The 13,415-nt window shown below is 60.3% G+C and carries 14 protein-coding genes; 11 read left to right on the top strand and 3 right to left on the bottom strand.

Annotation, left to right across the window (positions count from 1 at the left end):
- Positions 1 to 47: 47 nt before the first annotated feature.
- Positions 48 to 287 carry an SEC-C metal-binding domain-containing protein gene (locus tag ATY80_RS25225; RefSeq protein WP_088695028.1) on the top strand — a complete coding sequence of 80 codons (240 nt, stop codon included), beginning with the start codon at positions 48 to 50 and terminating at the stop codon, positions 285 to 287.
- An 86-nt stretch (positions 288 to 373) separates the two neighbouring features.
- Here the strand turns inward: ATY80_RS25225 and ftrA are convergent, their stop codons facing one another.
- Positions 374 to 1,372 carry a transcriptional regulator FtrA gene (gene ftrA, locus ATY80_RS25230; protein ID WP_088695029.1) on the bottom strand — a complete coding sequence of 333 codons (999 nt, stop codon included), beginning with the start codon at positions 1,370 to 1,372 and terminating at the stop codon, positions 374 to 376.
- 68 nt (positions 1,373 to 1,440) lie between these two features.
- Between ftrA and ATY80_RS25235 the strand changes: the two genes are divergently transcribed.
- The gene (locus tag ATY80_RS25235) at positions 1,441 to 1,854 is read left to right on the top strand and encodes a rhodanese-like domain-containing protein (RefSeq protein WP_088695030.1); all 414 of its coding nucleotides are present in this window, start codon (positions 1,441 to 1,443) and stop codon (positions 1,852 to 1,854) included.
- A 173-nt stretch (positions 1,855 to 2,027) separates the two neighbouring features.
- Entirely contained in the window at positions 2,028 to 3,023 is a 996-nt protein-coding gene (locus tag ATY80_RS25240) for a glycosyltransferase family 4 protein (protein ID WP_245306929.1), read from the top strand.
- A gap of 34 nt (positions 3,024 to 3,057) precedes the next feature.
- Here the strand turns inward: ATY80_RS25240 and ATY80_RS25245 are convergent, their stop codons facing one another.
- Positions 3,058 to 3,714, bottom strand: coding sequence for a TetR family transcriptional regulator C-terminal domain-containing protein (locus ATY80_RS25245; protein WP_088695032.1), 657 nt, complete (start codon positions 3,712 to 3,714; stop codon positions 3,058 to 3,060).
- 302 nt (positions 3,715 to 4,016) lie between these two features.
- On the opposite strand from ATY80_RS25245, the gene ATY80_RS25250 reads away from it, so the two are divergent.
- From ATY80_RS25250 to hydA, 3 genes are all read left to right on the top strand, one after another.
- Entirely contained in the window at positions 4,017 to 5,270 is a 1,254-nt protein-coding gene (locus ATY80_RS25250; RefSeq protein ID WP_088695033.1) for a Zn-dependent hydrolase, read from the top strand.
- Between the two features lie 64 nt (positions 5,271 to 5,334).
- Positions 5,335 to 5,970, top strand: a complete 636-nt coding sequence (locus tag ATY80_RS25255; protein WP_088695034.1) for a LysE family translocator — start codon at positions 5,335 to 5,337, stop codon at positions 5,968 to 5,970.
- 16 nt (positions 5,971 to 5,986) lie between these two features.
- Positions 5,987 to 7,444 carry a dihydropyrimidinase gene (gene hydA / locus ATY80_RS25260; protein WP_088695035.1) on the top strand — a complete coding sequence of 486 codons (1,458 nt, stop codon included), beginning with the start codon at positions 5,987 to 5,989 and terminating at the stop codon, positions 7,442 to 7,444.
- Positions 7,445 to 7,453: 9 nt separating this feature from the next.
- Here hydA and ATY80_RS25265 read toward each other — a convergent pair whose 3' ends face one another.
- Positions 7,454 to 7,867, bottom strand: a complete 414-nt coding sequence (locus ATY80_RS25265; RefSeq protein ID WP_088695036.1) for a cupin domain-containing protein — start codon at positions 7,865 to 7,867, stop codon at positions 7,454 to 7,456.
- Between the two features lie 95 nt (positions 7,868 to 7,962).
- Between ATY80_RS25265 and ATY80_RS25270 the strand changes: the two genes are divergently transcribed.
- The 5 genes from ATY80_RS25270 to ATY80_RS25290 all read left to right on the top strand — a co-directional run bounded on the left by ATY80_RS25270 (position 7,963) and on the right by ATY80_RS25290 (position 13,409).
- Positions 7,963 to 8,751 carry an ABC transporter ATP-binding protein gene (locus ATY80_RS25270; RefSeq protein ID WP_088695037.1) on the top strand — a complete coding sequence of 263 codons (789 nt, stop codon included), beginning with the start codon at positions 7,963 to 7,965 and terminating at the stop codon, positions 8,749 to 8,751.
- Positions 8,752 to 8,787: 36 nt separating this feature from the next.
- On the top strand, positions 8,788 to 9,672 hold the full coding sequence (locus ATY80_RS25275; protein WP_088695038.1) for an ABC transporter permease: 885 nt from the start codon (positions 8,788 to 8,790) through the stop codon (positions 9,670 to 9,672).
- Complete coding sequence (locus ATY80_RS25280) at positions 9,669 to 10,796, top strand: ABC transporter permease (RefSeq protein WP_088695039.1); 1,128 nt, start codon at positions 9,669 to 9,671, stop codon at positions 10,794 to 10,796. The genes ATY80_RS25275 and ATY80_RS25280 overlap by 4 nt, the downstream gene beginning before the upstream one ends.
- Before the next feature lie 55 nt (positions 10,797 to 10,851).
- A complete protein-coding gene (locus tag ATY80_RS25285) occupies positions 10,852 to 11,823 on the top strand; it encodes an ABC transporter substrate-binding protein (RefSeq protein WP_088695040.1) in 972 nt (323 codons plus the stop codon).
- A gap of 395 nt (positions 11,824 to 12,218) precedes the next feature.
- A complete protein-coding gene (locus tag ATY80_RS25290; RefSeq protein ID WP_088695041.1) occupies positions 12,219 to 13,409 on the top strand; it encodes an efflux RND transporter periplasmic adaptor subunit in 1,191 nt (396 codons plus the stop codon).
- The last annotated feature ends 6 nt before the right edge of the window (positions 13,410 to 13,415 follow it).

Raw genomic sequence — 13,415 nt, forward strand, 5'->3', positions numbered from 1 at the left:
CGCGGCGTTGCCTATGGAAGGCCTTATGCTATCGATGCCTCGCTGCATTGTCGCAGCTCTCTTTCCAGAGGAGGCAGCCATGGCTCGCAAACACCTCACCGACTTCAGCTTTTGAGGTCACGTCCAAGCGGCGTAAATCCTATCCATCCGAAACGCGTGTCAAAACCGGCCGACAGTTTGTCCACGGCGATGTCGAACTGGTCGAGAAGCTGGGCCGAAATGACCCCTGCCCCTGTGGTTCACGGAGGCGCTTTCAAGAACTGTTGCCTGAAATCCGGCAGCTATGACGGCATCCATCGCCACCACTACTTTTAGGGAACGCGACTAAATCCAGGACGGCAAGCGCATGAAAAACCGTGCGCTTGCCTGCGGTCTAGCCGTCCACACCCGCAAACGTCTTCCGATATGCCCCAGGGCTCGTGCCCAGCCGTTTGCGAAAATGGTGCCGCATCGTCGCCAGCGTTCCGAAGCCGCTGGCTTCTGCGATATCGTCGAGGGATGCGCTGCTTGCTCGTTCCAGGAGTTCACGCGCATGGCGAAGCCGCTCTTTGAGCAGCCATTCGCCCACGGTTTGCCCCGTTGTGCTTTCGAACCGGCGTTGAAAGGTTCGCTGGCTCATCCTGGCCTTCGCCGCGAGCAGGCTAATCGGCTGCTCCTCGTCCAGCCGCTGCCGCATCCAGTCGATCAGCGGACCAAGCCGGATGCCTTCGCGCTCCTGCGGCACGGGCGCCTGGATGAACTGAGCCTGTCCGCCTTCGCGGTGCGGCGGCAGAACCAGACGCCGCGCGACGCTGTTGACCGCCTCGGCGCCGAAGTCGCGACGGACCACATGCAAGCAGAGATCGATGCCAGCAGCGCTGCCGGCGGCCGTCAGCAGACTACCTTCGTCCATGTAAAGCACATCGGCATCGAAGTTGATGTCGGGATAACGCTTCGAGATCGAGGCGACATACCGCCAATGCGTCGTGGCACGGCGATGGCGAAGAAGCCCGGTCGCTGCAAGCACTGCAACGCCGGAGCATAGCGACATGATCCGGGCGCCACGCTGATGGGCAGCGCACAACGCATCGATCAGTGCATGCGGAACCTCGGCATCTATGGAGCGCCACCCCGGCACCACGATCAGGTCCGCATCCTCAAGCACCTCCAACCCATGGTCAACGGAAACCGCAAGGCCGCCGCCCGCTCTCAGAGGCCCGGGTTCAACTCCGCATACCGAGTAGCGATACCACTCTTCCCCCATTTCCGGCCGACGCAGGCCGAAGACCTCGTAGGCGATGCCGAATTCGAAGGTGCAGAGCCCGTCGTAGGCAAGCACCACAACATACGGGCCTTTCAGTGCGTTTGGCATGATCTTTACGCTAACCGTCATTATGGCCAATTTCGCAAAGCCATAACATCAGCGATGGTCGACGGCAACTTGAACCGAAAGGAAACGCCATGCCGAGCTTCGTCACCGAAATCCCCGCCGCCTCTCCTGAAGCCACCGCCGCCTATTATGCCCGGAAGCTCGCCTTCGAAACCGACTGCTGGGATGTTCACGCATCGCTCGCCGCAGGCCACCGAGACTTCGTCTTGCTCGATGTTCGCTCCCCGACGCACTACTCCGCTTTGCACATTCCGGGCGCGATCAACCTGCCGCATGGGAAGATGACGGCCCACCGAATGTCGGAATGGCCCGCCGACACGCTTTTCGTCGTCTATTGTGCCGGCCCTCATTGCAACGGCACCGACAAGGCAGCCCTGCGCCTTGCTAGGCTCGGACTTCAGGTGAAGGTCATGATTGGCGGAATGACGGGTTGGGCCGACGAGGGCTTTGCCTTCGATAGCGGCTCGGAAACCGCTGCAGCCTAGCGTCGGGTGTGCTGCGGGCGAGGACCTGCAGCACACAAGCGGGAGATTGAATTTTCGTGCATCGATGCGATAGTCGGGAGGCGCAAAGGGTAGCCTCCTGCATGGCACGTCATATTGTTGCGATCGGTCAATTGCCTCCGCCGTTCAACGGCTTCTCGCTCGCGACCAGAAGCATGATCGCGCTTCTCGAGGAAGGAAACAGCGTCACCAGCCGCAACGTTTCCCCGCCATTCGGCAAACTGTCGTTGCTCAAGCATCCAATCAAGCTCAGTCGTGTCCTCCGCGCCTGCCGCCAGCTCTTCCGTGATCGCAAGCATGACAACCGGATTTGCTATCTTGCCTGTGAAGGTGGCCGTGGCTTGCTCTACACGGCGCTGATCGTATTGGTCGCGAGACTGCTGGCCTATCCCATCTATCTGCATCATCACAGTTTCAGCTATATCGGCAGGGCCAGCTTACTGATGCGATGTGTCCTGGCTTTCGGCGGTAGCCGATTGCGGCACATCTTCCTGTGCGATGTCATGCGAGACAGTTTCACGGATACCTACGAGCGCCGCATGCGCAGCAATATCGTCTCCAATGCTGCTTTCGTGGTACCAACGGAGCAGAACGGCGCACCGCAATACCGCACGACTCTTGTGATCGGAATGCTGAGCAATCTCACCACCGAGAAAGGTCTCGACACCTTCCTTGACCTCACGAGGCAAGCACGGCATGAAAGCTTGCCGGTCAGGGCGATCCTGGCGGGTCCGGCCGGCCCTGGCGAGCGCGCCGCGATTGACGCCGCCGTCATGGAAGTGGGCGATGCACTGGATTACCGGGGTGCGTTGTATGACGACGCGAAAGCCGCCTTCTATCGTGAGATCGACGTGTTCGTCCTCCCCACGGCCTATGGCAACGAGGCGCAGCCACTGGTGATTTTCGAGGCGAAGGCGGCCGGAAGCGCGGTGATTTCCACCGACCGTGGCTGTATCAGGAAGCAACTGGACGAAAACGATCTGCTTGCCCCCGCCGACGATGAATTCGTGCCAACGGCATTGGCGTGGCTGTCCGTCATGGCGCCGGGGCTGGAATTGGATGCAAGACGCGGGGTGATCCGCCAGGCTTACCGCGCCCGCCACGCCAAGGCTCGTGCGGCAGTCAACGCGCTCTTCGATTTAGAGGAATGATAAGACCATACCGGACGCTTGCGCGCCCATGACATCAGGACGCGTTTGGCACGGACTTGACCTTCAGCCCATCGATGAACAACTGTTCGAGGAAGCGCGCCGCATCCTCGAAGCGACCGGGGCCCGCATGCTCCTGCCCAAGCACCGCCCTCACCTGAACGTCGAAGTCGGCATAATGCTGCGTCGTTGACCAGATCGAAAAGATCAGGTGATAGGGGTCACACTTGGCAATCTTCCCCGCCTTCGCCCAGCTGCGGATGACATCCGCCTTTTCGTCCACGAGTTCCTTCAGCGGCCCCTTCAGCTCATCCTCGACGTGCGGCGCCCCTTGAAGCATCTCGTTGGCAAAAAGCCGGCTCTCGCGCGGGAAATCGCGGGCCATTTCAAGCTTACGGCGGATATAGCTGCGGATCTCGCTTTCGGGATTGCCGTCGGCATCGAACGCTCTCAGTGGCTCGAGCCAGGTATCGAGCACCCGGTCGATCAACGCCCGATGCATCGCTTCCTTGGTGCGGAAATAATAGAGCAAATTGGGCTTCGACATGCCGGCGACTTCAGCAATCTGGTCGATCGTGGAACCACGAAAACCGCTGACCGAGAACACATCGAGCGCGGCTTCAAGAATCTGCTCCTCCTTCTCTTCCTGAATGCGCGTGCGCCGCTGGGTCTTGGCTGCTCTCGGGATTGCCATATCGATCTTGTTTTCCCTTCAAATTCAACCGTTTCACTCAAGATTGGACGGGTGCGGCACCTTGCCGCAAAAATGAGCAGATGCCGGTAATTTTGTCTGTATTTTTCCTGATTTTCGTCTTGAGCCCAGCGCCGGAAGTTGTAATGTTTACCAATCGGTCAAATTATCGATCAGATGCAAAACAAAGGCAACTGGCGATTTTCCGGCGCTAACAAAACAAACAAGAGCGCTCGGATACTGACCACGGGAACAGGCGGACATGTGAATTGCATGGCCGCAGAAAACAGGTGAGGACTTTAGACATGGTGGCAGCACCAGGCGAGAACATGCGCGTCAACGGGGACCGTCTTTGGGACAGCCTCATGGACATGGCAAAGATCGGCCCGGGCATTGCTGGCGGCAACAATCGCCAGACGTTGACGGATTCCGATGCCGAAGGGCGCAACCTCTTCAAGACATGGTGCGAAGGCGCCGGCCTGACGCTCGGCGTCGACAAGATGGGCACGATGTTCGCGACCCGTCCCGGCACCGATCCGGACGCTCTACCTGTTTATGTCGGCTCGCACCTCGACACCCAGCCAACCGGCGGCAAATACGACGGCGTGCTCGGTGTCCTCAGCGCACTGGAAGTCGTCCGCAGCATGAACGACCTCGGCGTCAAGACCAAGCACCCGATCGTCGTCACCAACTGGACCAACGAGGAAGGTGCGCGCTTTGCGCCGGCCATGCTCGCCTCCGGCGTTTTCGCCGGTGTCCATACACTGGAATATGCCTATGATCGCAAGGATCCCGAAGGCAAGACCTTTGGCGACGAACTGAAGCGCATCGGCTGGGTTGGCGACGAAGAGGTCGGCGCGCGCAAGATGCACGCCTATTTCGAGTATCACATCGAGCAAGGTCCGATCCTTGAGGTCGAGAACAAGCAGATCGGCGTGGTCACACACTGTCAGGGCCTGTGGTGGCTCGAATTCACCTTGACCGGCAGGGAGGCTCACACTGGCTCCACGCCGATGAACATGCGCGTCAACGCGGGGCTTGCCATGTCGCGCATCATGGAAATGGTGCAGACCGTGGCAATGGAGAACCAGCCGGGTGCCGTCGGCGGCGTCGGTCAGGTGTTCTTCACCCCGAATTCGCGCAACGTCCTGCCGGGCAGGGTCGTCTTCACTGTCGATATCCGCTCGCCGGATCAGGCCAAGCTCGACGGCATGCGCGCCAGGATCGAAGCGGAAGCGCCAAAGATTTGCGAAGCACTCGGCGTCGGCTGCACGATCGAGGCGATCGGCCACTTCGCGCCAGTGACTTTCGACCCGACGCTTGTTTCCCGCGTGCGCGGCGCTGCCGAACGGCTCGGCTACAGCCACATGAACCTGATCTCGGGTGCCGGCCACGACGCCTGCTGGGCAGCAAAGGTCGCTCCAACCACGATGGTCATGTGCCCCTGCGTCGGAGGTCTCTCGCACAACGAGGCGGAGGACATCTCGAAGGAATGGGCAACAGCCGGCGCGGACGTCCTATTTCATGCCGTGGTCGAGACGGCGGAGATCGTGGCGTGACCGCCCAGTCGGCAACGGACGACATTCTTAAAGAAGACCTGCGGCTGACATAGGAAAAGCACCCATGGATCTGACAACTATCCTTGCCTTCGTCGCAGTGACGACCTTGCTCGTTATCTCCCCCGGCCCAAACGGTGTCCTGATCGCCAAGACCGTCCCCGCCTCGGGCCGATTGGCCGGCTTTGCCAATGTCGCCGGCTTCGTCTCCGCCTTTTATCTGCATGGGGCGTTTGTCGTCTTCGGCGTCTCGGTCATTCTGGCGCGCTCGGCGGAGTTGTTTTTCGCGGTCAAGATGCTTGGTGCCGCCTATCTGTGCTGGGTTGGTGTCAAGGCGCTGATGCTGGCTTGGCGTAATCCGCTTTCATCGCAGCCGATCGCCGCCCCTTCAAAACGCCGACGGACCCTGTTGGCGGCCTATATCGAAGGCTTTCTGACCAACGCACTCAATCCCAAGGTTGCGATGTTCTATCTCGCGGCCTTCCCCCAATTCGTGCCGATGGAAAAAGCGACCGCAGCCAATATCTTCCTTCTGGTTTTCATTCATTCCATGATCAACCTGGTCTGGTTTAGCGCCATGGTCGTCGTGTTTTCCCGCCTAGCCACATTGACCCGTGGAGGCAGAGTTCAGCGCTGGATCAAGGCGGCAACAGGCGTCGTCTTCGTCGGCTTCGGTCTAAAACTCGCAACCATGCGCGCCTGAAAAGCGGAGGTTCATCATGACATCAAAGATCATTAAAAACGGTACCATCGTCACTGCGGACCTGACCTACAAGGCGGACGTGAAGATTGAAGGCGGCAAGATCGTCGAGATCGGTCCGAACCTCTCCGGCTCCGAAACGCTCGATGCGACGGGCTGCTATGTCATGCCTGGCGGTATCGACCCGCACGTCCACCTCGAGATGCCGTTCATGGGCACCTATTCCTCCGACGACTTCGAAAGCGGCACGCGCGCGGGCCTCGCCGGTGGTACGACCATGGTCGTCGATTTCTGCCTGCCGGGGCCGGAACAGTCGCTCCTCGAAGCGCTGCAGATGTGGGACAACAAGACGAGCCGCGCCAACGCCGACTACTCGTTCCACATGGCAATCACCGGCTGGAACGAGCGCGTCTTCAACGAGATGGAGACGGTGGTCAAGGACAAGGGCATCAACACCTTCAAGCACTTCATGGCCTACAAGGGCGCGCTGATGGTGAACGATGACGAGATGTTCGCCTCCTTCCAACGTTGCGCCGAGCTCGGCGCGCTGCCGCTCGTCCATGCCGAGAATGGCGACGTCGTTGCCTCGATGACTGCAAAGCTGCTCGCCGAAGGCAACACCGGCCCTGAGGCCCACGCCTACTCCCGCCCGCCAGAAGTCGAAGGCGAAGCAACCAATCGCGCCATCATGCTCGCCGACATGGCCGGCGTGCCGCTCTATGTCGTGCATACCTCCTGCGAACAGGCGCACGAAGCAATCCGCCGCGCCCGCCAGAAGGGCATGCGCGTCTACGGCGAGCCGCTGATCCAGCATCTGACGCTCGATGAAAGCGAATATTTCGACAAGGACTGGGACCATGCCGCCCGCCGCGTCATGTCCCCGCCCTTCCGCAACAAGCAGCACCAGGACAGCCTCTGGGCCGGCCTGCAGTCCGGCTCGCTGTCCGTGGTGGCGACCGACCATTGCGCCTTCACCACCGAGCAGAAGCGTTTCGGCGTAAAAGACTTCTCCAAGATCCCCAACGGCACCGGCGGCCTGGAGGACAGGTTGCCGATGCTGTGGACCCATGGGGTCAACACCGGCCGTCTGACGATGAACGAGTTCGTTGCCGTCACCTCGACCAATATCGCCAAGATCCTCAACGTCTATCCGAAGAAGGGCGCCATCCTCGTCGGCGCCGACGCCGATATTGTCGTCTGGGATCCGAAGCGCTCGAAGACGATCTCGGCCAAGACGCAGCAATCGTCGATCGACTACAACGTCTTCGAAGGCAAGCAGGTCACCGGCCTGCCGCGCTACACGCTGACGCGCGGCGAAGTCGCGATTGAGGAAAGCACCGTCAAGACGAAGGAAGGGCACGGCCAGTTCGTCAAGCGCGAGCCGTTCCAGGCGGTCAACAAGGCGCTATCGACATGGAAGGAACTCGTGGCGCCCCGCAAGGTCGAACGTTCAGGCATTCCGGCGACGGGGGTCTGATCCTTGGCATCACTCCTGCACCAGCCGATCAAGCTCCGGAAGCAGAACGACGCTTTCCTGCTCGTTCGGATCGGTGCGGGCGATGATCGCGGTGCACGGGGTACTGCTGAGATTGGCAGGCAGATGCGGCACCCCGGCGGGGATGTAGAACAGCTCGCCGGCATGCACGACGACATGATGCTCCAGCTCGTCGCCGTACCAAGTGTGGGCCTCGCCGGAGAGCATGTAGATCGCCGTTTCATGGGACTCGTGCAGATGCGCCTTGGCCCGAACGCCGGGCGGAATCGTCAGCAAATGCATGCAGATACCCTTGGCGCCGACTGTCTCGGCCGCGATGCCTTCGAAGTAACTGAGCCCCTGCTTGCCGTCATAGGCATGACTGGGGCGGACAATGTGACAGGTGGGCTTTGATGTCGCGTCCATCGTCATCCTCCATGGACCTTGCCGGAACAATGAAAACCGCTACTCATACTATCACGCAAACCGCAGAAGCGCGGGCAAAACAGGATACACAAGCATTGACGCAAGCTGCCTCCGTCGTATCCGCCAAGGACCTCTGTCTGACCTACCCGGCAGACGATGCTCCGGTGCAGGCGCTGACGAACGTCAACCTCGACGTTCGCAAGGGCGACTTCGTCTCCTTCATCGGCCCGTCAGGCTGCGGGAAGACGACTTTCCTGCGCGTGATCGCCGATCTGGAGAGGAAAACATCGGGCGAGATCACCGTCAATGGCATGACGCCAGAAGAGGCACGCAAGGCTCGCGCCTACGGCTATGTCTTCCAGGCGCCGGCCCTCTACCCGTGGCGCACCATTGAGAAGAACATCGCCCTGCCGCTTGAGATCATGGGCTACGCGTCAGCTGACCAGAAGAAGCGCATCGGCGACGCGCTCGACCTCGTGAACCTCTCCGGCTTCGAGAAGAAGTTTCCCTGGCAGCTGTCCGGCGGCATGCAGCAGCGCGCCTCGATCGCCCGCGCGCTCGCCTTCGACGCCGACCTGCTGTTGATGGACGAACCCTTCGGCGCCCTCGACGAAATCGTTCGCGACCACCTGAACGAGGAGCTTCTGAAGCTCTGGGCGCGTACCAACAAGACGATCTGCTTCGTCACCCACTCGATCCCCGAGGCGGTCTATCTCTCCACCAAGATCGTGGTGATGTCCCCTCGCCCCGGCCGCGTGACCGATATCATCGATTCAACGCTTCCGCGTGAACGCCCGCTCGACATTCGCGAGACGCCGGAGTTCCTCGAAATCGCCCATCGTGTACGTGATGGTTTGAGAGCGGGGCATAGCTATGAGCACTAAGGCGTTAAGCGTCAGAACCGGTGCGCGGGGGCGCCCATGAAGTCGGATACGCTGAAAGACAGGCTCGTCCCCGTCCTGACAATCCTCGTGGTTCTGGTCGCGGTCTGGTACGTCGCGGCGGTCCTGATGAACGCCGCCTTCCAGCGCGACATGGATCAGCGGGCCAACCAGACGCCTGATACCATCGAATTCATCGAAAAGACGCTTTCGCAACCGAAGCCGTTGCTGCCGGCGCCGCATCAGGTGGCGCAGAACGTCTTCGAAAACACGTTCCTGCGGAAGCTTTCGAGCAACCGCAGCCTCGTCTACCACAGCTGGGTCACGCTCTCGTCGACGCTGCTCGGCTTCGGCTTTGGCACGCTGCTCGGCATCGTGATCGCGGTTGGCATCGTTCATATCAAGGCGCTTGACCGCAGCCTGATGCCTTGGGTCATCGCCTCGCAGACCATCCCGATCCTGGCGATCGCGCCGATGGTGATCGTCGTCCTCGGCGCCATCAACATCACTGGCCTGATCCCGAAAGCGCTGATCTCGACCTATCTCTCCTTCTTCCCGGTCACGGTCGGCATGGTGAAGGGGCTGCGTTCGCCAGAGGTCATGTTTCTCGATCTGATGCGGACCTATAACGCGACGCCCGCGCAAACCTTCTGGAAGCTGCGCGTTCCGGCCTCCGTGCCTTTCCTTTTCACCTCGATGAAGGTTGCGATCGCCGCAAGCCTAGTCGGCGCCATCGTCGGCGAGCTTCCGACCGGCGCCGTCGCCGGCATCGGCTCGAAGCTGCTCGCAGGCTCCTATTATAGCCAGACGATCGACATCTGGGCTGCACTGGTCGCGGGCTCGGTGCTGGCCGCAAGCCTGGTTGCCATCGTCGGTCTGGTTGCGAAGATCGTTGACCGCTCGATGGGCGGGAGGCCGGCATGAAGCAGATGTCCTTCTCCTGGCAGGGCGTTCTTGCCCTGGTGCTGACAGCGATTGCGATCATCACCTTGCCGATCATGGCCGAAGGCGCACCGGACCCCGTGTCCCCGCTGACGGTGGGCCTGACGATTGCGCTGATCGTCGCCGTCGCCTTCGTTTCCTTCGCACCGTTGCCAAAGTCATACGTCGCCGCCGTTCTGCTTGTCGGCGCGCACTGGGCGGCGTGGGCGCTGCTCGCGGATGTCACTGGAAACGAAGGCCTGGCAACCAAGTCCTTCTTCCTGCTGATGGCCGCCTGCTGGCTGCTCGCCTGGCGCTGCGTCACTGAGCTTTCGGCCATGACGCCGGCTTCGAGCGTCGTCCGCTCCGGCCTGCGGCTGCTGATCCCGGCGATCTTCGGCGCCTGGATCCTGATAATTTGGGAAGCGCTGACACGCGGCGCCGGCATTCCCTTCGTACTGCTGCCGCCGCCGAGCGCCATCGGCGCAAGAATCGCTGGCTCGTTGCCAATCCTGGCAGACGACGTGCGTCAGACGATCTTCAAGGCAGTGTTTGCCGGTTACATCATCGGCTGTGGTGCAGGCTTTGTCGTCGCGATCCTCGCCGATCGCGTTGCTTTCCTGCGTCGCGGCCTCTTGCCGATCGGCAACATGGTGTCGGCGCTGCCGATCATCGGTGTGGCTCCGATCATGGTGATGTGGTTCGGCTTCGATTGGCAGTCGAAGGCAGCCGTCGTTATCATCATGACTTTCTTCCCGATGCTGGTGAACACGGTCGCCGGCCTCGCCACATCCGGTCCGATGGAACGCGACCTGATGCAGACTTACGCCTCCAACTATTGGCAGACACTGCTGAAGCTTCGGCTTCCGGCGGCGATGCCCTTCATTTTCAATGCATTGAAGATCAACTCGACGCTGGCGCTCATCGGTGCCATCGTCGCGGAGTTCTTTGGTACGCCGATCGTCGGCATGGGCTTCCGTATCTCCACCGAGATCGGGCGCATGAATGTCGACATGGTCTGGGCCGAAATCGCCGTTGCGGCGCTGGTCGGCTCGATCTTCTATGGCGTCGTCGCCCTCGCCGAAAGGGCGGTGACTTTCTGGCATCCGTCTATCCGTGGTGGCTAGGCGTCGCTTTATTCCCGCGAATGGGATTGGGGCATAACTTCAGAGGGAAAAGAAAATGAAAAAACTGATTATTGCGATGATGGCGAGCGCGATGTCGCTTGCAGCGGCCCATGCGATGGCTGCCGACAAGGTGACACTGCAGCTCAAGTGGGTGACGCAGTCGCAGTTCGCCGGCTATTACGTCGCCAAGGAAAAGGGCTATTACGAGGAAGAAGGCCTCGATGTCACGATCAAGCCGGGCGGCCCTGACATCGCGCCGGAACAGGTGATCGCCGGCGGTGGCGCCGACGTCATCGTCGACTGGATGGGCGGCGCGCTGGTTGCCCGCGAAAAAGGCGTTCCGCTCGTCAACATCGCCCAGCCCTACCAGAAGTCGGGCATGGAAATGATCTGCCGCAAGGACGGCCCGATTAAGACCGAGGCCGATTTCAAGGGCCATACGCTGGGCGTCTGGTTCTTCGGTAACGAATATCCGTTCTTCGCCTGGATGAACAAGCTCGGTCTGAAGACCGACGGCGGCAAGGATGGCGTAACGGTGCTGAAGCAAAGCTTCGACGTGCAGCCGCTGCTGCAGAAGCAGGCCGACTGCATCTCCGTCATGACCTACAATGAATACTGGCAGGCAATCGACGCTGGCTTCAAGCCTGGAGACCTCATTGTCTTCAACTATACCGCCATGGGCAACGACCTTCTCGAAGACGGTCTCTACGCCATGGAAGACAAGCTGAAAGACCCGGCCTTCAAGGAGAAGATGGTCAAGTTCGTCAAGGCTTCGATGAAGGGCTGGAAATACGCAACCGAGAACCCTGATGAAGCTGCCGGAATCGTCGTCGACGCCGGCGGTCAGGACGAACACCACCAGAAGGTCATGATGGGCGAAGTCGCCAAGCTGATCGGTGACGGCACCGGCAAGCTCGACACCACCCTTTACGATCGCACGGCCAAGGCACTCCTCGACCAGAAGATCATCAACAAGGAGCCAGCAGGCGCCTGGACGCACGACATCACGGACGCTGCATCCAAGTAATTTGCAACGACAAGACACGAAACGCGCGGAACTTCCGCGCGTTTTTCATTTTTTTGCTATTTTTTACTAGGAAGTTTCGCGATTGATGTCGCATCGAGCGTGGCTCGCACGTCATAGCGACGATGCACGATCAACTAACGGAATGCTTGCATAACCGTGCAGTGATTGATCTGCATCACAATGGTAATTATTGTGTTCGAATGAGGAATTATTTTCCGCCGGGCTTGCGCGATGGGCAAATAGCTACCACGTAAAAGCCGAATTTGCCGGATGAGGGACTTCTAAGTAGGTGTCGGCAAAAGAGCGGATATACTTCTGAGAACACCAATACGGGAACTGGCCATTCGCGACGTGGACGACGCGCGAGCCTGGCCGAGCAAACTGGATAACGACGCATGGCACGTACGCCTGTTAAGATACTTCGCGCCTCCACCCTGCTGATCGCGGCAGCTGTTGCCTCTGCGGCATTTGCCCAGGAACAGCCGGTTACAAAGCCGCAGCAGAACCTGCCGGCCATCGTAGTGACCACGGCGTCAACCCGCACGCTCGTAGACCGCGTCGTTGCGACCGGTACGGTCAAGCCTGTCGAGGAAGTCTACATTCAGCCACAGGTCGAAGGATTGTCGATCCGTACCCTGAATGCCGATGTTGGTGACAAGGTTCAGGCCGAGAGCAAGCTCGCGACGCTGAACGACGACGCACTCATCCTGCAGAAGAGCCAGATGCAGGCCACAAAGGCCAAAAACGAGGCAAGCCTTGCGCAGCTTCGCGCGCAGCTCATCGAAGCGCAGGCCAATGCAGAGCAGGCGCGCCAACAGCAGGCGCGTGCCCAGGAAATGGGCAAGAAGGGCACGGTTTCCACGGCAACTGTCGAGCAGGCGGATGCCGCAGCGGCGTCTGCCAACGCGCGCGTCGATTCCGCACAGCAGGCGATCCAAGTGGCGATTGCCGACATCAAGGTCACCGAAAGCCAGATCGCCGATGCGGATCTGAAGCTGGCGCGCACCGACGTCAAGACACCAGTCGGCGGCACGGTAGCCGCTAAGAATGCCAAGGTTGGCGCGATTGCGCTCGGTACCGGCGATCCGCTCTTCACGATCATTCGTGACGACAAGATCGAACTGGTTGCCGAAGTCGGCGAAAGTGACATCGTCAAGATCGAGCCCGGCCAGAAGGCAACACTTTCGCTCTCGGGCAGCCGCGAGAAGATCACTGGCTCCGTGCGCCTGGTCTCGCCTACGGTCGATCCGCTCACTCGCCTCGGTCTTGTCCACATCCTGATCGATGACAGCAGCAAGGCCCGTTCCGGGATGTACGGCAGCGCTGACATTGTCATACGCACGGCACAGAACGTGGCATTGCCAGTGTCGGCCGTGTTGAGCGGCAACGAGGGATCCTCCGCCCGTAAGGTCGAGAACGGCGTCGTCAAGTTCGCCGAGGTGGAGACCGGCATCCAGGACGGTGCCTATGTTGAGATCGTAAAGGGATTGAAAGCCGGCGACGAAGTCGTAGCCAAAGCGGGCGCCTATGTCCGCGATGGCGACCGCATCACGCCGGTACACGAACAGCCACCGGCTTCCAACTGAGAGACG

It is taken from the genome of Rhizobium sp. R711 (genome assembly GCF_002211365.1).
GTDB lineage: Bacteria > Pseudomonadota > Alphaproteobacteria > Rhizobiales > Rhizobiaceae > Rhizobium.

What these genes read in the sequence shown, in the direction of transcription:
- ftrA (WP_088695029.1), bottom strand. Translation starts at nt 1,372, where the DNA reads ATGACGGTTAGCGTAAAGATCATGCCAAACGCACTGAAAGGCCCGTAT.
- ATY80_RS25235 (WP_088695030.1), top strand. Translation starts at nt 1,441, where the DNA reads ATGCCGAGCTTCGTCACCGAAATCCCCGCCGCCTCTCCTGAAGCCACC.
- ATY80_RS25240 (WP_245306929.1), top strand. Translation starts at nt 2,028, where the DNA reads ATGATCGCGCTTCTCGAGGAAGGAAACAGCGTCACCAGCCGCAACGTT.
- ATY80_RS25245 (WP_088695032.1), bottom strand. Translation starts at nt 3,714, where the DNA reads ATGGCAATCCCGAGAGCAGCCAAGACCCAGCGGCGCACGCGCATTCAG.
- ATY80_RS25250 (WP_088695033.1), top strand. Translation starts at nt 4,017, where the DNA reads ATGGTGGCAGCACCAGGCGAGAACATGCGCGTCAACGGGGACCGTCTT.
- ATY80_RS25255 (WP_088695034.1), top strand. Translation starts at nt 5,335, where the DNA reads ATGGATCTGACAACTATCCTTGCCTTCGTCGCAGTGACGACCTTGCTC.
- hydA (WP_088695035.1), top strand. Translation starts at nt 5,987, where the DNA reads ATGACATCAAAGATCATTAAAAACGGTACCATCGTCACTGCGGACCTG.
- ATY80_RS25265 (WP_088695036.1), bottom strand. Translation starts at nt 7,867, where the DNA reads ATGGACGCGACATCAAAGCCCACCTGTCACATTGTCCGCCCCAGTCAT.
- ATY80_RS25275 (WP_088695038.1), top strand. Translation starts at nt 8,788, where the DNA reads ATGAAGTCGGATACGCTGAAAGACAGGCTCGTCCCCGTCCTGACAATC.
- ATY80_RS25280 (WP_088695039.1), top strand. Translation starts at nt 9,669, where the DNA reads ATGAAGCAGATGTCCTTCTCCTGGCAGGGCGTTCTTGCCCTGGTGCTG.
- ATY80_RS25285 (WP_088695040.1), top strand. Translation starts at nt 10,852, where the DNA reads ATGAAAAAACTGATTATTGCGATGATGGCGAGCGCGATGTCGCTTGCA.
- ATY80_RS25290 (WP_088695041.1), top strand. Translation starts at nt 12,219, where the DNA reads ATGGCACGTACGCCTGTTAAGATACTTCGCGCCTCCACCCTGCTGATC.